The organism is bacterium (assembly GCA_036524115.1).
Lineage (GTDB): Bacteria > JAUVQV01 > JAUVQV01 > JAUVQV01 > DATDCY01 > DATDCY01.
This window is the reverse complement of sequence record DATDCY010000333.1, coordinates 38,309-56,583: the sequence shown is the minus strand read 5'-3', so window position 1 is coordinate 56,583 and position 18,275 is coordinate 38,309. Positions and strand designations below refer to the sequence as shown.

The 18,275-nt window shown below is 67.2% G+C and carries 19 protein-coding genes; 13 read left to right on the top strand and 6 right to left on the bottom strand.

Annotated features, from left to right (window positions below):
• The 10 genes from VI078_16340 to VI078_16295 all read left to right on the top strand — a co-directional run.
• Window positions 1-1,219: histidine phosphatase family protein (locus VI078_16340; GenBank protein ID HEY6000857.1), on the top strand; the 1,219-nt coding region annotated here is incomplete at its 5' end.
• A 5-nt stretch (window positions 1,220-1,224) separates the two neighbouring features.
• A complete protein-coding gene (locus tag VI078_16335) occupies window positions 1,225-2,019 on the top strand; it encodes an ATP-binding cassette domain-containing protein (protein HEY6000856.1) in 795 nt (264 codons plus the stop codon).
• Between the two features lie 7 nt (window positions 2,020-2,026).
• Entirely contained in the window at window positions 2,027-2,779 is a 753-nt protein-coding gene (locus VI078_16330; protein HEY6000855.1) for an ABC transporter permease, read from the top strand.
• Between the two features lie 83 nt (window positions 2,780-2,862).
• The gene (locus tag VI078_16325; GenBank protein ID HEY6000854.1) at window positions 2,863-3,075 is read left to right on the top strand and encodes a type II toxin-antitoxin system HicB family antitoxin; all 213 of its coding nucleotides are present in this window, start codon (window positions 2,863-2,865) and stop codon (window positions 3,073-3,075) included.
• Entirely contained in the window at window positions 3,075-3,299 is a 225-nt protein-coding gene (locus tag VI078_16320; protein ID HEY6000853.1) for a type II toxin-antitoxin system HicA family toxin, read from the top strand. Before VI078_16325 ends, VI078_16320 begins: the two co-directional genes overlap by 1 nt.
• Window positions 3,300-3,807: 508 nt before the next feature.
• Window positions 3,808-4,896, top strand: a complete 1,089-nt coding sequence (locus VI078_16315; GenBank protein ID HEY6000852.1) for a hypothetical protein — start codon at window positions 3,808-3,810, stop codon at window positions 4,894-4,896.
• 152 nt (window positions 4,897-5,048) lie between these two features.
• Window positions 5,049-5,390: a nucleotidyltransferase domain-containing protein gene (locus VI078_16310; protein ID HEY6000851.1), complete on the top strand. Its 342-nt coding sequence runs from the start codon at window positions 5,049-5,051 to the stop codon at window positions 5,388-5,390.
• Window positions 5,391-5,658: 268 nt separating this feature from the next.
• Window positions 5,659-6,879 (top strand): ATP-binding protein, encoded by a 1,221-nt coding sequence (locus VI078_16305; GenBank protein ID HEY6000850.1) that lies wholly within the window; start codon window positions 5,659-5,661, stop codon window positions 6,877-6,879.
• Between the two features lie 31 nt (window positions 6,880-6,910).
• On the top strand, window positions 6,911-7,201 hold the full coding sequence (locus VI078_16300; protein ID HEY6000849.1) for a hypothetical protein: 291 nt from the start codon (window positions 6,911-6,913) through the stop codon (window positions 7,199-7,201).
• 175 nt (window positions 7,202-7,376) lie between these two features.
• On the top strand, window positions 7,377-8,765 hold the full coding sequence (locus VI078_16295) for a pentapeptide repeat-containing protein (protein ID HEY6000848.1): 1,389 nt from the start codon (window positions 7,377-7,379) through the stop codon (window positions 8,763-8,765).
• Between the two features lie 16 nt (window positions 8,766-8,781).
• Here VI078_16295 and ftsH read toward each other — a convergent pair whose 3' ends face one another.
• The 5 genes from ftsH to VI078_16270 form a co-directional block, all read right to left on the bottom strand.
• Entirely contained in the window at window positions 8,782-10,677 is a 1,896-nt protein-coding gene (gene ftsH / locus VI078_16290; GenBank protein HEY6000847.1) for an ATP-dependent zinc metalloprotease FtsH, read from the bottom strand.
• Between the two features lie 45 nt (window positions 10,678-10,722).
• Window positions 10,723-11,130 carry a hypothetical protein gene (locus VI078_16285; protein ID HEY6000846.1) on the bottom strand — a complete coding sequence of 136 codons (408 nt, stop codon included), beginning with the start codon at window positions 11,128-11,130 and terminating at the stop codon, window positions 10,723-10,725.
• Between the two features lie 157 nt (window positions 11,131-11,287).
• Window positions 11,288-13,837 (bottom strand): magnesium-translocating P-type ATPase, encoded by a 2,550-nt coding sequence (gene mgtA / locus VI078_16280; GenBank protein HEY6000845.1) that lies wholly within the window; start codon window positions 13,835-13,837, stop codon window positions 11,288-11,290.
• A 138-nt stretch (window positions 13,838-13,975) separates the two neighbouring features.
• Complete coding sequence (locus tag VI078_16275) at window positions 13,976-14,179, bottom strand: cold-shock protein (protein ID HEY6000844.1); 204 nt, start codon at window positions 14,177-14,179, stop codon at window positions 13,976-13,978.
• Between the two features lie 189 nt (window positions 14,180-14,368).
• Window positions 14,369-14,737, bottom strand: a complete 369-nt coding sequence (locus tag VI078_16270; protein ID HEY6000843.1) for a hypothetical protein — start codon at window positions 14,735-14,737, stop codon at window positions 14,369-14,371.
• 360 nt (window positions 14,738-15,097) lie between these two features.
• Here VI078_16270 and VI078_16265 point away from each other — a divergent pair, with 360 nt between their 5' ends.
• The 3 genes from VI078_16265 (at window position 15,098) to VI078_16255 (ending at window position 17,782) form a co-directional block, all read left to right on the top strand.
• A complete protein-coding gene (locus VI078_16265; GenBank protein ID HEY6000842.1) occupies window positions 15,098-16,333 on the top strand; it encodes a GGDEF domain-containing protein in 1,236 nt (411 codons plus the stop codon).
• A 125-nt stretch (window positions 16,334-16,458) separates the two neighbouring features.
• Window positions 16,459-17,325, top strand: coding sequence for a PhnD/SsuA/transferrin family substrate-binding protein (locus tag VI078_16260; GenBank protein HEY6000841.1), 867 nt, complete (start codon window positions 16,459-16,461; stop codon window positions 17,323-17,325).
• A 130-nt stretch (window positions 17,326-17,455) separates the two neighbouring features.
• Window positions 17,456-17,782, top strand: a complete 327-nt coding sequence (locus VI078_16255) for a hypothetical protein (protein HEY6000840.1) — start codon at window positions 17,456-17,458, stop codon at window positions 17,780-17,782.
• 70 nt (window positions 17,783-17,852) lie between these two features.
• On the opposite strand, the gene VI078_16250 is transcribed toward VI078_16255, so the two are convergent.
• Window positions 17,853-18,257, bottom strand: coding sequence for a hypothetical protein (locus VI078_16250; GenBank protein HEY6000839.1), 405 nt, complete (start codon window positions 18,255-18,257; stop codon window positions 17,853-17,855).
• Window positions 18,258-18,275 lie beyond the last annotated feature (18 nt).

Sequence of the window (18,275 nt, the reverse complement as noted above, 5' to 3'; positions counted from 1 at the left end):
GGAACTCAAGAGTCTGGGCAAGCGCCTCTACTTCTTCATCCTCGGTCTCACGGACCACGTGACCCCGAGCAGCTACATCAAGCACAAGTTCAGCTTCCTGAGGGGCTCCGTCCCCAACGGGGATCCCCATCTCTTCTACCTGGCCTGGAACGGCCTGCTGGGCAACGACAGCTTCAAGCGCGTCCTGCAGAAGAAGTTCTCGTTGCGGCGATTCGACGACCTGGTCGTCCCGCGCACCATACCCCCCTTCGGCGCCCGGCACACCCGGTACCGCACCAAGCTGGTCCTCGCGGTGGAGGATCTGAAGATAACCGGCGGCAAGCACCGGGACACCGGCCGGATCCTGGACGACGGCAGCGGCAACCTGCTGCGCGAGGCCATCGTCTGGCTGCCAAACGGCAAGGGCATGCCCGTCTACCCCGATGCCTACGTCCCCGCGAACCAGACCCAGCTGATCGCCATCCGCCACGGCAAGTCCGTCCACGAATCCGGCGGTGACAATCCGGAGTTCGTCGGTTCCGGCGTCTGGGACACCTGGAAGGACAACCGGCGCATCAGCGGCTCCGTCGGCAACCGGCTCAAGCCCGCGGGTATCGCGACCGCCCGGGAACTGGGCGGCGACTTCAAGGTCATGGTCGACCTCATGGCGCAGAGCGGGTATCCGCTGTGGCAGGCCGGGGGCGGCCGGCGGGTGCCCGTCTTTGGCAGCGAGAGCGAGAACACCGAGGAGACCGCGCGCTGCTTCCTCGAGGCCGCCGGCATCGCGGACGTCGAGTTCACGCCGCTCTACGGGCTGAACTCCCAGAAGTACGGCGCCCTGACCCACACGTTCAAGGACGACATCACCCGGCGGATGCTCGAGATCTACGGCCCGTCCATGAGCGGCACCGACGACGACAAGAAGAAGGCCGCCAAGGCGCTCTTCAAGAACCGCTTCTACCACTTCCCCGAGGGGGAGACCCTGATCGAGGCGGACTGGCGCATCGCCCACTCCTTCGTGGACCTGCTCAGGAACAACCTGGGGCGGCGCGTCGTGCTCTGCGACCACTCCGGCGCCCTGCGCGTCTTCGAGGCGGTGATACGCACCCTGGACTTCGCGGACTATTCCGCCATCAAGGAGAGCCAGGATTCCATCATCGCCATGGCCTACCAGCCCGGCTACAACACCCGGTACGACTACCTGCAGAAGAAGGGCCTCCCGCTTCGCAGGCGGGACTGATCCCCATGGCGGCCATCATCGAGGTGCGGCACCTGACGCGCGCCTTCAAGGACCTCGTCGCCGTCGACGACATCTCTTTCGCGGTGGAGAAGGGGGAGGTGTTCGCCTTCCTGGGCCCCAACGGCGCGGGGAAGACCACGACCATCAAGATGCTGACGACGCTGCTCGCGCCGACGAGCGGCACGATCACCCTCAACGGCTTCGACGTGACGAAGGACCGCCTCGACACCCGCAAGTCGTTCGGCATCGTCTTCCAGGACCCGAGCCTCGACACGGAGCTCACCGCGTGCGAGAACATGGAGATCCACGCGGTCCTCTACGGGCAGCCGCGCGAGCTGCGCCGGAGTCGCACGCGGGAGCTGCTGGAGCTCGTCGAGCTCTGGGACCGCCGGGACGACCTGGTCAAGCACTTCTCCGGCGGGATGAAGCGCCGGCTCGAGATCGCGCGCGGCCTGCTCCACCACCCGGCGGTGCTCTTCCTCGACGAGCCGACCCTCGGGCTCGACCCGCAGACGCGCAACCACATCTGGACCTACATCAAGGAGCTGAACGCGAGCGAGCGGATCACGGTCTTCTTCACGACGCACTACATGGAAGAGGCCGAGCGCGCGGCAAGCCGGGTGGCGATCATCGACCGCGGGAAGATCGTCGCGGCGGGAAGCCCCGCCCAGCTGCGGGAGCGGACCGGGACCCAATCGCTCGAGGACGCCTTCCTGCAGCTCACCGGCAGGACGATCCGGCCCGAGGAGGCCTCGGCCACGGACGGCCTGCGCCAGGTCGCCCGCATGTGGCGGCGGTGATTGCGGCATGTACCCGGCCATCGTCTACATCCTCTGGCTGCGGCAGGTGAAGCGCTACTGGCGCTCCCGCGCGCGCATCGTCTCCTCGATCGCGCAGCCGCTGCTCTTCCTCGTCGCGTTCGGGTTCGGCTTCGGCCCGATGTACGCGAAGGCGCAGGGCGGGAACTACATCGACTTCCTCGCGCCGGGGATCATCGTGATGAGCATCCTCTTCACGGCGATGTTCGGCGGCATCGAGGTCATCTGGGACAAGCAGTTCGGCTTCCTCAAGGAGACCCTCGTCGCCCCGGTGCCGCGGCTCGTGACGATGCTGGGCCGGACGCTGGGCGGCGCGACGGTGGCGGTGCTCCAGGGGCTGCTCGTCTTCCTCGTCACCCTCGTCGTCGGCTTCCGTCCGCACAGCCTCCCGATGGTCGCCGTCGCGTTCGGCTTCATGTTCGTCATCGCCGTGCTCTTCACCGCGGTCGGGACCGGCATCGCCTCGCGCCTGAACGACATGCACGCCTTCCCCCTGGTGATGAACTTCCTGGTCATGCCGCTTTTCTTCCTCTCGGGGGCGCTCTTCCCGGTCGACCAGCTGCCGCGGGCGCTCAAGGTAGTCGTGTACTTCGACCCGGTGTCGTACGGGGTCGACGCGGTTCGCGGCGCGCTCGTCGGGATCAGCCACTTCGGCTTCCACGTCGACCTCGCCGTGCTCGCCGCGATGACCCTCGCCGCGCTGGTGGTCGGCTCGCTGCTGTTCGAGCACCTGGAGGCGTGAGGCGTACCGGTAGCCTTCACCCCGGGCGTCGGCAGTCGGCCCGTGATCGGTTATACTCAAAGCCACACGGGAGGTGATCCAACATGCGAAAGGAATACAACGTCGTCATCGAGCGGGATGAAGCGGGCTTCTACGTGGCGTCCGTCCCGTCTCTCCCGGGGTGCCACACCCAGGCCAGGTCTCTCGACAAGCTCATGGAGCGGATTCGGGAGGCTATCGACCTGTGCCTGGAAGTCCGCCAGGAGAAGCCGGAACCGCTCGAGTTCGTGGGAGTCCAGAAGGTTCTCGTCGGCTGATGACGACCTTTCCGGGGCTCACCGGGAGGCGGGTCATCGCCGCCTTGCGCAAAGCCGGATTCAAGGTCGTCCGCTCCAAGGGCAGTCACCATTTCCTCCAACACCCCGATGGCCGCGCCACGGTCGTGCCCGTTCACTCCGGCGAAACCATTGGCCCCGGCCTGCTGGCCAAGATTCTGCGGGACTGCGAGCTGACGAGGAAAGATCTTCAGAAGCTTGTCTGATCCCGGCTGCGTCACCAAGCTTGGAGACAAGGCAGCCGGGTCGCCCCCCGCCCCCGCAGATCGTGAACGGCCGCTGCGCCTCGAATGCCGCCGACGGCCGCCCCGCGCGGATCCACCCGCCGAGGCTCGCCGGTGAACAGCCCGCTGACCTCCCCGTCCGCGGAGAGCTGGTTGTCCGGGCCGATCTTGGTGGAGGTCATGGCGCCGTCGGCGATCTTCGCACGCAGTCAATCAGCAGTTCGATCGGCGCCACCGACTTGAGATTCCAGACCGCCGGATTCTTGACAAGCCCGCTGTTGATTGCTAGATTGCCCCCGTTTTGCGTGCCGCAAGGGCCGCAGAGCGGTTCCTCGGCTGAATCTCGGCCGAGGGTTATGCACGTCGTGATCCGCGGGGAAGGGAGGACAATCGAAGGACTGGTGCCGCTCAGTGGGGGGATTCGCCAAGGGGATTCGCAAAGGGATTCGCCAAGGGATTCACGGATCAACACATCTGAGAGGGGGCGTCAATGAAGAAGGCTGTTCTCGCGGCTTTGGTGGCGATTACCAGCGTCCTGGCACCGGCGGCCGCCGGCGCTGTCGATTTCATGATGAACATATCATTCAGCGCCTATGGGTTCCCGCGGAGTGGGAATATGCCCGGAATCGAGGTGCCCGGAACCACGGTCGCCGGCCAGTTCTATCAGATGCTGGCGGATCCGCAGTTCGACACGAGACAGAAGGTGTATGCGAATGTCGCGGTCACCGGAGAGGTTCTCCGCTTTGACTCCCTGTCATTCCCGACGTTCGACACGACGGGGAACCTCGGCTGCGCCGGTTCCGCGCAAATGGCCTTTGGCCGTGACGGTAACTCGCTGTACATGGTCTGTGCGGACAAGATCTACAAGATCGACCTTGCCGCCTGGCCCGCTGCGTCACCGATCATCCAGGTCGATCCTGTGGCGGATCCCGGCATCGCCTTTACGTCGATCGCCGTCAATGGCAGGTTCATTGCCGTGGGACTGACCAAGACGGTCGGCTCGACGAGGACCTATGCGGTGAGATTCTACGACCTCACCGGGCTCAAGAGGGCCGAAGTTGCCGTGGCCAAGTATCCCTTTTGGCTCCTGGCCCACCCCACGAGCAACAACGGGATGTACCTGGTCGGCCAGGATGAGCTCGTCACCTTCGACACCAAGACCGGCACCCCTGCAGCCACGGTCATCACGGTGCCAAACTTCTACATGACGAGAGGATACTTTCTCGGCAGCAACAATGTCCTCGTCGTGAACAACAGCAACGGTCCCTTCGATCCAGCGATGGGTTTCTTCTCGACGACCTTCAACGCGAAGCAGCGGCCCGTGACCGCGCTCAAGTGCACGAAGGTCAGCGCCTACCCGCAGATGTCGAACGGCGGCCTTGCAGCCGACCCCCGTTTGGATAGGACGACCTTCGGCTACAGAATGCCGCGGCCTTACTACCAGGAGGATCCCGAACTCGTCTACTTCGAGTACGTCGGCGACACACAGCCGACGACCTGCGCCAACGAGCTTGAGGCCTGGAATTATGTCGGAGACGGGCACGGCACCGGCTTCACGTCGTTCGCCGTGACGCCCTGAGTCCTCTTCTGCCGGAAGATAGCGGGGTGCGGTCCACATCGGGGGCCGCACCCCGGCACCGCTGATTCACGTCGCGTTTGAACTTCGGACAACCCTCAAGGGCCGGCAGAAGTTTCCACGCCCACCTGGTGTTTCCTGAACGCCGCGCTCTGGTGATCAAGACCTCGGGTATCGTGGAGCCGTTGCGCGAGATCCTGGTCGGGGCCAAGGAGATCGAACTGGCATTGGTCTTCGGCTCCCTGGCCACCGGCACCGAGACAGCCGACAGTGACATCGATCTGATGATTGTGGTGACCATCTCCCCACGGAAGGTCAGTGACTTGCTGGCGGATCTCCCGCAGCGGCTTGGCCGCGAGATCAACCCGGTGGTCATGACCCCGGATGAGTTTGCGTCTCGCCGCCGCAAGAAGGACCACTTCCTCTCAACGGTGCTCTCCGCCCCGAGGCTGATGGTAGTGGGGACCGACGATGACCTTACCCGACTGGGAACGTAACGGCTGGCTGACGCGCCACACCTCGAGCCCCCAGGAGATCGGGGAGTCTGCCTCATCGAGGGTGACCTGGGAGGAGAGGGCTCGCAGTACAAAGGGCTGTAGCCAGATCCTGTACGATGATCGGGCGAAGACTGACGCGCCTCCATGAGCGCCGCCGGGGCGAAACGGTCGAGAAAGTACACGCACCGCAGGGAGGAGAAGTCGCTGGCCCGAACTTGACTGTGAAATATCGTATTGCGCTTTCGAATATTCACAGTATATTTGCCACATGATCCCACGCCCGGCCTACCTGTCGCGCCTCGCCGACGCCGTCCGACGCTCGCCGATCGTGGCCCTTCTCGGCCCGCGGCAGTGCGGCAAGACGACGCTGGCGCGCCTCTTCGGCGAGGGGCGGCGGGCCACCTTCTTCGATCTCGAGTCCGAGCCGCACCGGCTGAGTCTCCAGAATCCGGAGTTGGCCCTCGGGACGGCGGAAGGATTGGTCGTCCTCGACGAGATCCAGACCATGCCGGCGCTCTTCCCGGCGCTGCGGGTCCTGGCGGACCGGCCTCGGACGAAGGCGCGCTTCCTGCTGCTGGGCAGCGCGTCGCCGGCGCTGGTGAAGAACGCTTCGGAGTCGCTCGCCGGCCGGGTCGAGTTCGTGGAGATGGGAGGTTTCGACGTCGAGGAGACCGGCGCGGACGCGTGGCGCGAGCTGTGGGCCCGCGGGGGCTTCCCGCGCTCGTTCCTGGCCGGTTCCGATCAGGACAGCGCCGCCTGGCGCGAGGGCTTCGTCAAGACGTTCCTCGAGCGGGACATCCCCAGCCTCGGCATCACGATCCCCGCGGCGGCGCTGCGGCGCTTCTGGACGATGCTGGCGCACTGCCACGGTCAGACCTGGAACGCCTCCGAGCTGGCTCGCGCCATGGGGATCGCGGACAAGACGGTGCGCTCCTATCTGGACATCCTGACCGGCGCCTACATGGTGCGGCAGCTCCAGCCGTGGCACGAGAACCTCTCGAAGCGGCAGGTGAAGGCGCCGAAGATCTACCTGCGCGACTCGGGTCTGCTGCACAGCCTCCTCGGGGTTCCGGAGGCAGCCGGTCTGCTCGGCCATCCGAAGGTGGGCGCGTCGTTCGAGGGCTTCGTCGTGGAGCAGGTCGCGCGCCTCCTGCATCCCCCGGAGCTGTACTTCTGGGGCGCCCACACCGGGGCGGAGCTGGACCTGCTGCTCATGCGCGGCGGGCAGCGGTACGGGGTGGAGATCAAGTTCTCCGAGGCGCCGACGATCACCCGCTCGATGCGCACGGCGATCGAAGACCTGAAACTGGACCGGTTGATCGTCATCGCTCCCGGCGAGCGCTCCTATCCGATCGACGAGACGATCGAGGTGGTGGCGGTCGGCGAGTTGGCCAGGCTCCGCGGGATTGTCGCGGATGCGCAGCCTCTGCGGGCAGGCTCCCGGGAACATCCTCGGGATGGAGTCGGGGAAGAACCGAACGGGAATTGACAACCGCCTCTGTATTTCGAGAATGCGAACGATGGCCGGGAACGGGGAGCGGATCAGGGCCGAGTTCGCGAGGCGCCAGGGGCGCCAGCGTGTCGCGATTGCCGCGGCGACGCTGCTGGTCGTCGTCTTCGCGATCCTCTACGCGCGGCCGGGGTGGCTCGGACCGAACTCCAAGGGCACGATCTTCGCCGCCCAGGCGATCGTGATCGCCGCGTTCATCGGGTTCACGTATCACAACTGGCGCTGTCCCGCCTGCAACCGACACTTGCCAGGGGACCTCCACCGTCACCTGTGCGGCAAGTGTCGGACACGGCTGCGCTGATCCGCCTCCTCGCTTCGAGGCGGGTGCTCAGGCGGTCGGAGAGCGGGACAGGCGCTCTGTGAAGTCCGGCGACACGGATCTGCGCGTATTCCGGCGTCCTCCCTTGACTGACGCCATCGGCCGGCGCAACATCCCTCCATAGCTGGCGCGCCCGGCTGCGGCAGGGAGGGAGGACATGAAGCGAATCGCGCTGCTTCTGATCGCGGTCATCCTGGTGTCCGGCGACCTCATGGCGGCACCTCCGGACCCCAAGCTCCCCTTCTCCTACAAGCACGCCTCGCTCGTGCCGGGCGCCACCCGAAGCTTCACCTTCAGGCTCTATGCGCAATGGAGCGGCGGCGTGGCCCTCTGGGAGGAGACCAAGCCCCTCCGCGTCGCAGCCGACAAGTCCATCTCCACGCTTCTCGGCAGCACGACCAGGTTCACGAACGGCATCGGTGGGTCGGTGGACTTCTCACAGCAGCTCTGGGTCGAGGTTGCCGCCGAGGAAGTGATCCTCAAGCCCCGGGTCAAGCTCCCAGTGGTGCCCTACGCAATGTGGAGCGCGACGAGCGACGTGCCGGGAGTCGCGGGCCCGCAGGGACCCACGGGCCCGCAGGGTATCCCGGGAGTGCAGGGCATCCAGGGAGAGCAGGGTATCCAGGGAGTGCAGGGTATCCCGGGAGAGCAGGGCATCCAGGGAGTGCAGGGTATCCCGGGCAACCTCGCCCTGGCCGGCAAGAGCTGCGAGACGGGCTGGTCGCTGACGGGCTTCGACGCCGCGGGCGAGATCGTCTGCACGCTCAACGCCTACAACCCCGGGGTGAACCTCGACTACCGCAACCTGGCGAGCGCCACCCTTTCGCGCTTCAACCTTGCGTACGGCTCGCTGAGATACGCGACGCTTACGGGCGCGGTGATGGTGGGCGTCGACCTGTCGCGGTCCGACCTGTCGGGCGCCAACCTGACGGGAGCGAATCTGGCGGTGGCCAGGCTCGAAGGCACCACGCTGAACAACGCCAACCTGAGCAACGCCGACCTCTACTCGGCGGACTTGGCGTTTGCCAACATCTCGGGCGCCACGTTGACCGGGGCGACATTCGAGTACGCGCGACTGGATGATCTGGTCGGCTTCACCGGCGAGCAGTTGCGCAGCGCGGGCAGCCTGCATTTCTGCAGCATGCCCCGGAACCTCGCGGGGGTCGACCTGAGTGGCATCGATCTGTCCTACGCCGCCATGAGAGACTCGGACATGAGCGGGGCGAACCTGACGGGGACGAACTTGAGCAACGTCAACCTCTGGATGGCCATGGGAGTCACCGCGGCCCAGCTCCGCAGTGCAGCCAGTCTCGTGGGGATCCTCCCGCCGAACAACCTCACGGGCTTCGATCTGAGCGGCCTGAACCTGACGAATGCCAACCTCTATGGCCACAATCTGACGAACGTCAATTTCGCGGGAGCCACTCTCACCGGCGCCAACATCACCCAGGCGATGTGGTCCAACACCATTTGTCCGGACGGCACGAACAGTTCGACGAACGGAACCTCCCCGCAGTCCTGCGTCGGGCACGGAGGGGGCCTCTAGGTCAGCGCCCGCCCGCTCACCTCTTGGGGTGGCCGACGAGGGCCTCGATCCTCGCCTCGTCGAGCACCTCCTCGGCGAGGAGGGCCTGGGCGAGCTTCTCGAGGTTCTCGCGGTTCTGCCCGAGGACCGACCCGGCTTGCGTCTCGGCGTCGAGCACGAGGCGGCGGATCTCCTCGTCCATGATCCAGGCCATCCGCTCGCTGTAGCTCTTGCCCTCGGTGAGCTTGCGCCCGAGGAAGGGGTGCTCCTCGCCGCGGTCGATGTACATCGGCCCGATCTTCTCGCTCATCCCCCACTGGGCGACCATCTTCTCGGCGACGGCGGTCGCCTCCTTGAGGTCGCTCTGCGCGCCGGTGCTCGTCTCCGCGAAGACCAGCTGCTCGGCGACGCGACCGCCGAGGGCGACCGCCAGCTTGCCCAGCAGGTAGCTGCGCGGGTAGTAGTGCCGGTCCTCCTTCGGCTGGAGCTGGGTCGCGCCCATCGCCTGGCCGCGCGGCACGATGCCGACCTTGTGGACGGGGTCGGTCCCGGGCAGCTCCCAGGCGACGATCGTGTGCCCGGCCTCGTGGTAGGCGGTGATGCGCTTCTCCGCCGGACTGATCGTCTCCTCGCGCACCATCCCCATCAGGCTCTCGTCGCGGGCCTCCTCGAAGTCCGCCATCGCGATGCTCTCGCGCCCCTTGCGCAGCGCGATCAGGGCGGCGACGTTGGCCAGCCGCTCCAGGTCCGCGCCGGTCATGCCGATCGTCCCCTCCGCGAGGCGGTCGAGGTTGACCCCTTCGGCGAGCTTCTTCTTTTTGGTGTGGATCTCCAGGATCGCGCGCCGCTCCTTGAGCCCGGGCCGGTCGACCACGATGTGCTTGTCGAAGCGCCCGGGCCGCAGCAGGGCGGGGTCGAGGACGTCGGGCCGGTTCGAGGCCGCCATGACGATCAGCGCCTCGTTGGTCTCGAAGCCGTCCATCTCGGCGAGCAGCTGGTTGAGCGTCTGCTCGCGCTCGTCGTGGCCGCCGCCGAAGCCGGCGCCGCGTGTGCGGCCGACCGCGTCGATCTCGTCGATGAAGACGATGCTCGGCTTGGCGGCCTTGGCCTTCTTCATCAGGTCGCGCACCCGGGCGGCGCCGACGCCGACGAACATCTCGACGAACTCCGAGGCATTGATGCTGAAGAAGGGCACGCCGGCCTCCCCGGCCGTGGCCCGCGCCAGCAGCGTCTTGCCCGTGCCGGGGGCGCCGATGAGCAGCACCCCCTTGGGCACGCGCGCCCCGATCGCGGAGAACTTCTTCGGGTCCTTGAGGAACTCGATGATCTCGCGCAGCTCGACCTTCACGTTCTCCATGCCGGCGACGTCCGCGAAGGTGGTGTGCGGCGTGGTCGCGTCCGCGAAGACGCGGGCCTTGCTCTCGCCGAAGGAGAAGAGGCCCCCCGCGCCGCCCCCGATGCCCTTGGCGGTGCGGCGCATGATGTAGACCCAGGCCGCGAGGATGAGCAGCCAGGGCAGGACGCTCACGAGCAGCTTCGTGAAGAGGGGCTCCTCGGGGGGCGTGCGCACGTTGATGCGGACCTTGTGCTCGCGCAGCCTGGCGATCAGGGCCTCGCCCTGGAAGGCGGGCAGGAGCGTCGTGAAACGGGTGGCCGTCGCCGGGGCCGTCGCCGGGGCCGCCGGGGGGATGTGGACTTCCTTGCGGAATGTCCCCTCCACGCGCGGCCCCCGGATCTCGACCTCCGTCACGTTGTCCGCATCGACCTGGTCGAGAAAGACGCCGTACTCGACGGTGGGAGGGGGCGCCGGCCCGGAGCCGAAGTAGAACTGGGCCGCCGAGAAGACCGCCAGGAGCAGGAAGGCGAGAAGGAGGGACTTGCGCGGGATGCCCTCGGGGGCCGCGGGCCCCTTCTTCTCTGCCGGCTCAGCCATGGACCACCCCCGTGGCGGACGTCCCGCGCATCGCCTGAGGCGGGGCTATTCCCGCACGAAGAAGGTGCGGACCTTCTTCGCGAGCTGCCGGTCCGTCACCTTGTCCGCCGTCTCGACGCGCAGGACGCGCGCGCCCATCTTCGCGCGGACGAGCCGCTTCTTCAGCTCGCCCTTGGCCTCGCCCGGGCCGAAGATCAGGATCCCCCGGGCGTCGCGGAGGGCGGCGATCACCGCGTCGTAGTAGATGTTCAGGTGGCCCGTGTACTTGCGCTGCCGCGCGTCGGACATGGCCTCCCTCTCGGGCTCGGAGCGGCCCTTGAGCGGCGAGTCGCCCGCGCGCCGGGGCTGCCGCTCGGCCTTCGAGACCACCAGCGTCAGTTCCTCGCCCTTGTCCGTGATCGATGCGATTACTGCCTTGCGGTGGTCGATCCACACGCCGACGTCTCTGCCCATCGTTCCCTCCTCGGTGATGCCCGCCCGCCGGCCATTCGCTTTCCGCGGCGTCCGCCGTCGACCCGGAGGCAGGCTTGCTCCGGAAACAGTGCTCACGGAGAATATGAGGCCCACCGTCGAACCGCGCAAGAGCGAGGTCAGCCCGGCCGGATCGCCGTCACCTGACCGCTCCCGACCAGCGCCGGTAGAAGAAGTGCTTGGCGGCCTCCGCGGTCAGGCCGTAGCACAGCACGACCCCCAGCAGGGCGGCGAAGAAGGCCGCCGGCAGCCTGACCAGCTCGAACGGGCCGGCCAGCGGGGTCAGGGGCAGGATCAGCGTCGCCGCGGCGACGGCGGCCGTGGCCAGCGCAAGCGCGCGCCCCGGCCGGCTGCGGAAGAAGGGACGCCGCGTGCGCACGACCAGCACGACCAGGGCGGCCGAGACCACCGACTCCAGGAACCAGCCGGTGCGGAACTGGTTCTGGTCGGCGCGCAGGATCCAGAGGAGCAGCCCGAACGTCGCGTAGTCGAACAGCGAGCTGACCAGGCCGAAGACGATCATGAACCTCCGCAGGAAGCCGATGTCCCAGCGCCGGGGCCGGTCGGTCACCTCGGGGTCGACGTTGTCGGTGGCGATCGTCATCTCGGGGAAGTCCGTCAGCAGGTTGGTGAGGAGGATCTGCTTCGGCAGCAGGGGCAGGAATGGCAGGAAGAGGGAGATCCCGGCCATGCTGAACATGTTGCCGAAGTTGGCGCTCGTGGCCATGAGGATGTACTTCAGCGTGTTGGCGAAGGTCAGGCGTCCCTCCCGCACGCCGTCGACGAGCACGCCCAGGTCGCGCTCGAGCAGCACGATGTCCGCGGCCTCCTTGGCCACGTCCACCGCGCCGTCCACCGACAGCCCCACGTCCGCGGCGTGCAGCGCCGAGGCGTCGTTGATCCCGTCCCCCATGTAGCCGACCACGTTCCCCGCCTGCTTGAGCGCGAGGACGATCCGCTCCTTCTGGTTCGGCTCGACTTCGGCGAAGACGTCGATGGCGGCGGCCCGGCTGCGGAGCGCCTCGTCGCCCATGTGGCCGATTTCCCGGCCGGAGAGCAGCCGCGGCTCGGGAAGCCCCAGCTCGCGCACCACGGTGGCCGCCACCGCGGCGTTGTCCCCGGTGATGACCTTGAGCGAGATGCCGAGCCGCGCGAGGTCCTTCACCGCCTGGGCCGCGCTCGCCTTGGGGGGGTCGTGGAAGACCAGGAAACCCACGAGCGTCATCCCGGTCTCGTCTTCCTTGGACAGGCCGGTCCCGAGCCCCGCCTCGCGCACGGCGACGCCCAGCGTGCGGAAGCCCTGGCGGGAGAGTTCCTGGAAGCGCGCGTCGATGCCGGCCCTGACCCCGGGCGTCTCCAGGGCGACGGTTCCCTGCGCCGTCTCGACGCTGGAACAGACGTCGAGGACCGCGGCCAGGGCGCCCTTGGTCACCATCAGCCGGGCGTTGTTCCGCTCGACGAGGATGCTCAGGCGCTTGCGGATGAAGTCGTAGGGGATCTCGCCGAGCTTGCGGTAATCCGCGACGGCGGCGGCGATCTCCGGGGGCGACTGCGTGCGGATGGCCTCGTCGATGGGGTTCTTGAAGCCGGTCTCCGGCGACGCGTTGAGGTAGCCGCAGGTCAGCACGCGGCTGCTCTCGCGGCCCTCGATATCCAGCGCCGAGCGCAGTCGGACCAGCCCCTCGGTGAGGGTTCCCGTCTTGTCGGAGCAGAGCACGTTCATGGCGCCGAAGTTCTCGATGGACGCCAGCCGCTTGACGATGACGCGCGAGGCCGCCATGCGCCTGGCCCCGTGCGCCAGGTTGATGGTGATGATCGCCGGCAGCAGCTGCGGCGTGAGCCCCACGGCAAGGGCCAGGGAGAACAGCAGCGAGTCGAGCACGGGGCGGTGGAGATAGACGTTGGCCGCGAAGATCGCCAGCACGAGGATCGAGGTGACCTCCATCAGCAGATAGCCCATCTTCCGGACCCCGCGCTCGAAGTCGGTCTCGGGCGGGCGCAGGCGGAGTCGCTGGGAGACCTTGCCGAACTCCGTGTCGGCGCCGGTGGCCACCACGAGCGCCGTGGCGGTGCCGCTCACCGTGTGCGTGCCGAGGAAGAGGGAGTTCGTCCGCCGCGCCGGCGGGGTGTCGCGATCGACGAGACCGGCAGACTTCCCCGCCGGGAAGGTCTCCCCGGTGAGGGCCGACTCGTCGACGGTGAGATCCTTCGCGTCGAGAACCAGGCAGTCGCCCGGAATCGAGTCGCCCGCGGACAGCCGGACGACGTCGCCGGCGACGACCGCCTCCACGGGAACCTCGCGGTACGCGCCGTCCCGCAGCACCGTCGCGTTCACCCGCACCATGGCCAGGAGCTTCGCCACCGCGCCGGCCGCGCCGCGCTCCTGCCAGAAACCGAGGCCGGCGCTCACCAGCACGATCGAGAGGATGATGACGCTGTCGGTCGGGTCGTGCAGCACCGCCGAGATCGCCGCCGCGAAGATCAGGATCAGGACGATGGGGCTCTTGAACTGATTGAGGAGGAGGCCAGCGGCCGCCCGATAGCGGGCGTCTCCGCCGCCGATGGCCTGCCCGGCCGTTCTTCCGCCGGCGCGGCGCAGGGCCTCCGCACCGCTCAGGCCGGCGGGGCTCGAGCGCAGGCGGCGCAGCATCTCGTCGGCCGGGGTCGACCAGGAGGGCTGCTCTTCCATCACCAGGGCTCCATCCTCGGCGCGCCCGCTGCAGTCGTCCGTGGACGCACCTGGTGCCGCGCCACGGCGCGCAAGGGGCCGGAAAAGGAAACGGCCCCTTCCCCGGGCAGGGGAGGGGGCCGTCGAATCGGCTTGGAGCTAGACGGCGCGGACGTTCGCCGCGGCCGGTCCCTTCTGCCCCTGGACGACCTCGAATTCCACGACCTGCCCCTCGCTCAGGCTCTTGAAGCCCGAACCGGCGATCGCGGTGTGGTGCACGAAGACGTCCTTCGAGCCGTCCTCGAGGCTGATGAAGCCGAAACCCTTCTGATCGTTGAACCACTTCACTGAACCACGAGCCATCTGCACTGCCTTTCTCTCAATCCCTGTTCTTGTTGTATGCACGCAAGCCCGGCCGGGCCTGACGCTGCACTCGCTTACGGTTGGGGATTGGGCAAACGTGAGCGGAACCAATATAACTCATTCGAACTGAAATTGCTCCAATTACTTTCTCGACGCGGCGGGCGGGCGGGCGGCCCGGGCGCCGCGGCTTCAGCGATAGGTTATCGTGACGCCGTAGTCGACGTTGGCGTGGTGGACGGCCGGGTCGCGGTTCTCGCACCCGAGCTCCCCCTTCGCCGAGCGTTCACGTCCCCTGATCATCCGGTGGATGACCCAGGTCAGGTCGAGGGCTCCGCGCTCGCACCCCTCTCCGAGGCAGCTGATCCTGAAGTAGGCGGGGCTGCCGGCGAAGAAGTTGACCGTCCTCACCAGCGACGAGAGGCGGTCCCCCTTGTAGTTCATCGTCACCACGATGCTCGAGACCCCGGGGAACCGGTCGGACATGAGGCCCGCGGCCGATTCCTCGCGCTGACGCTCGACGTGGGCTTCACGCCGCACTGCATACGCGTTGCTGCGCATTATTCCGCTCCCTCCGGATTCGGGCCGTCGACGGCCACGGCGATGCCCGCCTCGGCTGGCCGCTCGTCGGCGTCCTGTCCCGCTTTCGCGGCCCGGCCTCCGTGCCTTCGCGCCATCTTCGCCCTGGCCCTCTGGACGCGTTCCATTTCCTTCTGGCGCTTCACGAACGTGTTCCGGTTTCTCCCTGCCATGCTCCCCCTCTGCCGTCGCCGGCCGAACACACGAATATCGCGCAGCCTCTCTCACAGGGATTGCACGGTATCCCGAGGTGTTCGCATGCCAATATACCGCTGCGGCGGCGGAATGTCAAAGATCGCCGCCGGGTTTGACAACGGCTTTTCCGGCCACGAGAATTGCCGGATGACCCGTCGTGCTCAGGGGCGCTGTCGTCCAGGGAGCCTCCCGACGCGGGCGCCAGGGTCGGACGATGTCTTCGCCTACCGCCTGTTCTCTCGAAGATCGTACCCCCCGGAGCTGGAGCGCGAGTACCAGAAGGACATCGACCAGGGGAAGGTGCGGACGACATGGACGGTCAACATCCTCGGCAGCCTGATCGTCCTGGTCCTCGGGCTGCTCGACCTGTGGACGCTGCCGTCTTCGTTCCTCGAGGGGTGGATGATCAGGCTGGCGATCATCGCTGTTCTCGTCGCGGTGAACGTCGTCATCCGGTTCCGCCGGGCGTGGTTCCTGCGCCACTACCGCGAGATCTACATCGGCGAATTCCTGTGGTGCGGGTCGTGCATGCTGGCGATGATGTGGATCGCGACGCCGACGGAGACGGCCGCGAGCAACTACTTCGTCGGCCTCATCATGGTGGTCGTGACCTCCTACTCCTTCAGCTCTCTGAGCGTCAGGGAATCCCTGCTGATCGGGGTTCCCCTGCTCGTCGGCTTCGCCGTCATCGCCGTGGGGCGCTACGGCCTGGCGGCGGACTACACGTGGCCGGTCGCGATGGCCAACATCTGCGACCTGGTCGCGGCCAATGCGATCCCGGCCCTGGCGCTCGACATGCGCGAGCACTACCTGCGGTCGAACTTCGAGCTGAACCGCAGGGTCCTCGCGGACAAGGAAGAGCTGCTTGCCGCCAAGGGGGAGGCCGAGCTCCTGGCGCAGACCGATTCGCTCACCGGGGTGCTGAACAGGCGCGCCGTGCTGGAACACGCGCAGGGCGAGTTCGTCCGCGCGCGGCGCTTCGGGCACGCGATGTCGTTGCTCATGATCGACGCCGATCACTTCAAGCGGATCAACGACACGCATGGCCATCAGGCCGGCGACGAGGCGCTGAGGTCCTTGACGTCCATCATCCGGACGAACCTGAGGGACGTCGACATGCTCGGGAGGATCGGCGGGGAGGAATTCGTCGTGGTCCTGGTCGAGACCTCCTTGAACCAGGCGATGGACACGGCGGAGCGCATCCGTCGGGCGATCGCGTCCCGGGACATTCCGCTGAGGTACGGCGGGATCCACCTGACCGCCAGCCTCGGCGTCGTCTCCCTGGCGGATGCCGATCGCGAGCTGAAGGACCTGATGTCCCGCGCGGATTCGGCCCTGTACCTGGCAAAGGAAGGCGGGCGAAACCGCAGTGTGGCGGTGTGAGGCCGCCCGCGCCGCCTGGAGCGCGGGACGCTGCACGGACCGGAGTCCGCCGCGCCGCGGGAGCGTATATTGAGGACCAGGGGATGGAAGCTCCGGCGGCAGCCCCGGAGAGGAGGGCCCACGACATGAGAAGACACCTGCTTCCGCTGCTCGCCCTGACCGCGTGCCTTGCGGCTTCGACGGCATTTGCCTCCGAGCCCCTGCACCTGGTGATCATGGCGCCCACCGACCCGGCAAAGGAACTGCCGAAATACGAGGTGCTCAGCGCCTACCTGCAGGCCGCCGAGCCTCAGCTCGGGGGCATCACCCTGAGGGTTGCGAAGAACTACTCCGAGGCGGCCAGGCTCTTCAAGTCGGGTGATGTCGAAGGGATGTTCTCCGGGTCGTTCGTCGCCGCGGTCTTCATCGGCAAGGGGCTCGCGAGGCCGGTTGCCCGCCCGCTTCGAACGGATGGGAGCTCGACGTATCGCGCCTCCATCGTGGCGAAGGATGGCGCCAGGGCCTTTGGCAGCCTCGCCGACTTCAAGGGCAAGCGGGTCGCCGCGTGCCCGCTCGCCACCGCCGGCGAGGTCTTTCTCCGCGCACTCCTCGATCCCGGCCAGAAGCCCGAGAGCGTCTACATTCCGGTGCCGGTCGACTCCCACCAGCAGGCGCTGGAGGCGGTCCTGAGCGGGGCGGCGGACTACGCGGTCGTCAAGAGCACGATCTTCGCGCCGGAGGGCTACCCGGGGCTCACCGTTGTCGGCATGCAGGCCGCCGGGAACCCCGACACCACCCTCATCATGCCGTCCCGGGTCTTCGAGCGGATCGGCCCTGCGGTCTCCCGGGCCCTCCTCGGCCTGGAGACCGACACCGGCGAGAAGGCGCGCGCGGTGAAGGAGGCCTTCGGCTGCACGGGTTTCATCGCCACGACCGGCACGGACTTCGAGCCGACCTTCTCGATCATGAGGAGGGCCGGCGTCGACCTGAGGACCTTCGACTTCGCGTTCTAGCCGGGGACGGCGGTGGAGCAGGCGGGTCTTCCGTTGTCGTCCTCTTGCGGCCCGTCGCGGTCCGGTGCTACGGTAATCGCGGGCGCGCCGTTGCCGCCGGGCACGGCCGATGGGAGCGAGGGAGAATCGGATGAAACGGATCGGCCTGTTCCTGCTCGTGGGAGTCGTGATGGCGGGTGTCGCTGGATGCCGCAACGAGGGCACCGGGCCGGAGTGCCCCGCGTACTACTGCGGTCGATTGTGCAGCGACGCTATCGGCTGTGACCTCTTCGTGCCGAGCAATGTGGACGGGTGCATGTCCATCTGCACGACCATGTCGATCGGGAGGGACGACGTGGGGTGCCAGGACCTGTACGCTCCGGCAACGAACATGTCCTGTGACGAACTGAAGACCTTCTTCTTCGGCCCACCCACGGCCCTGGACGTGTCAGGCAAGCGTGCCTGTTTCGCCTTCTGAGGTGCGGCCCGGCTCTTCCCTCCTGTGAGCAGACCATCGGCTCGCGCGTCGGTCCTCGCCGCTTCCCCCGTCATTGCGCGTTGGTTCGGGTATTGCGTTGCGGACGGTCCAGGAGCCAACCCCTGGCGTCTTCGATGGAGGTGAAGATCCTGCTCTCGGGTCCACGAAGGTTCTCGACCATCATCTCGGCTATCCGGTACTGCGGCAGGTCGTCCTCCGGGCAGACGATGGCGATCTTCGTCCCCGGGGGCCAGGAGATGTCTCGAAAGCTGATGCCGAACTGGTAGACGTCCAGAAACTCGGCCGGCCCCGGTACGTGCGGCTGGCAGATGATCTTGTTGATCCCTTCCTCGATGCAGCGTTCGGCCAGCCCGGACCAGCCGCTCAGGATCCGGCTCAGCGAGGCCTTTCCCTGACAGGCGGTGAGGAAGTACCCGTCCTGCTTGGTGACATGGAGGCAGAAGGTGGAATCCATGGCGGTATTGTACCGCAG

Bases quoted from the DNA above. Each gene is read 5' to 3' on its own strand.
- ftsH (HEY6000847.1), bottom strand. From the start codon at position 10,677: ATGGCTGAGCCGGCAGAGAAGAAGGGGCCCGCGGCCCCCGAGGGCATC.
- VI078_16300 (HEY6000849.1), top strand. From the start codon at position 6,911: ATGGCCGGGAACGGGGAGCGGATCAGGGCCGAGTTCGCGAGGCGCCAG.
- VI078_16315 (HEY6000852.1), top strand. From the start codon at position 3,808: ATGAAGAAGGCTGTTCTCGCGGCTTTGGTGGCGATTACCAGCGTCCTG.
- VI078_16285 (HEY6000846.1), bottom strand. From the start codon at position 11,130: ATGGGCAGAGACGTCGGCGTGTGGATCGACCACCGCAAGGCAGTAATC.
- VI078_16275 (HEY6000844.1), bottom strand. From the start codon at position 14,179: ATGGCTCGTGGTTCAGTGAAGTGGTTCAACGATCAGAAGGGTTTCGGC.
- VI078_16265 (HEY6000842.1), top strand. From the start codon at position 15,098: ATGACCCGTCGTGCTCAGGGGCGCTGTCGTCCAGGGAGCCTCCCGACG.
- VI078_16330 (HEY6000855.1), top strand. From the start codon at position 2,027: ATGTACCCGGCCATCGTCTACATCCTCTGGCTGCGGCAGGTGAAGCGC.
- VI078_16250 (HEY6000839.1), bottom strand. From the start codon at position 18,257: ATGGATTCCACCTTCTGCCTCCATGTCACCAAGCAGGACGGGTACTTC.
- VI078_16255 (HEY6000840.1), top strand. From the start codon at position 17,456: ATGAAACGGATCGGCCTGTTCCTGCTCGTGGGAGTCGTGATGGCGGGT.
- VI078_16260 (HEY6000841.1), top strand. From the start codon at position 16,459: ATGAGAAGACACCTGCTTCCGCTGCTCGCCCTGACCGCGTGCCTTGCG.
- VI078_16320 (HEY6000853.1), top strand. From the start codon at position 3,075: ATGACGACCTTTCCGGGGCTCACCGGGAGGCGGGTCATCGCCGCCTTG.
- VI078_16305 (HEY6000850.1), top strand. From the start codon at position 5,659: ATGATCCCACGCCCGGCCTACCTGTCGCGCCTCGCCGACGCCGTCCGA.
- VI078_16335 (HEY6000856.1), top strand. From the start codon at position 1,225: ATGGCGGCCATCATCGAGGTGCGGCACCTGACGCGCGCCTTCAAGGAC.
- VI078_16295 (HEY6000848.1), top strand. From the start codon at position 7,377: ATGAAGCGAATCGCGCTGCTTCTGATCGCGGTCATCCTGGTGTCCGGC.
- mgtA (HEY6000845.1), bottom strand. From the start codon at position 13,837: ATGGAAGAGCAGCCCTCCTGGTCGACCCCGGCCGACGAGATGCTGCGC.
- VI078_16270 (HEY6000843.1), bottom strand. From the start codon at position 14,737: ATGCGCAGCAACGCGTATGCAGTGCGGCGTGAAGCCCACGTCGAGCGT.
- VI078_16325 (HEY6000854.1), top strand. From the start codon at position 2,863: ATGCGAAAGGAATACAACGTCGTCATCGAGCGGGATGAAGCGGGCTTC.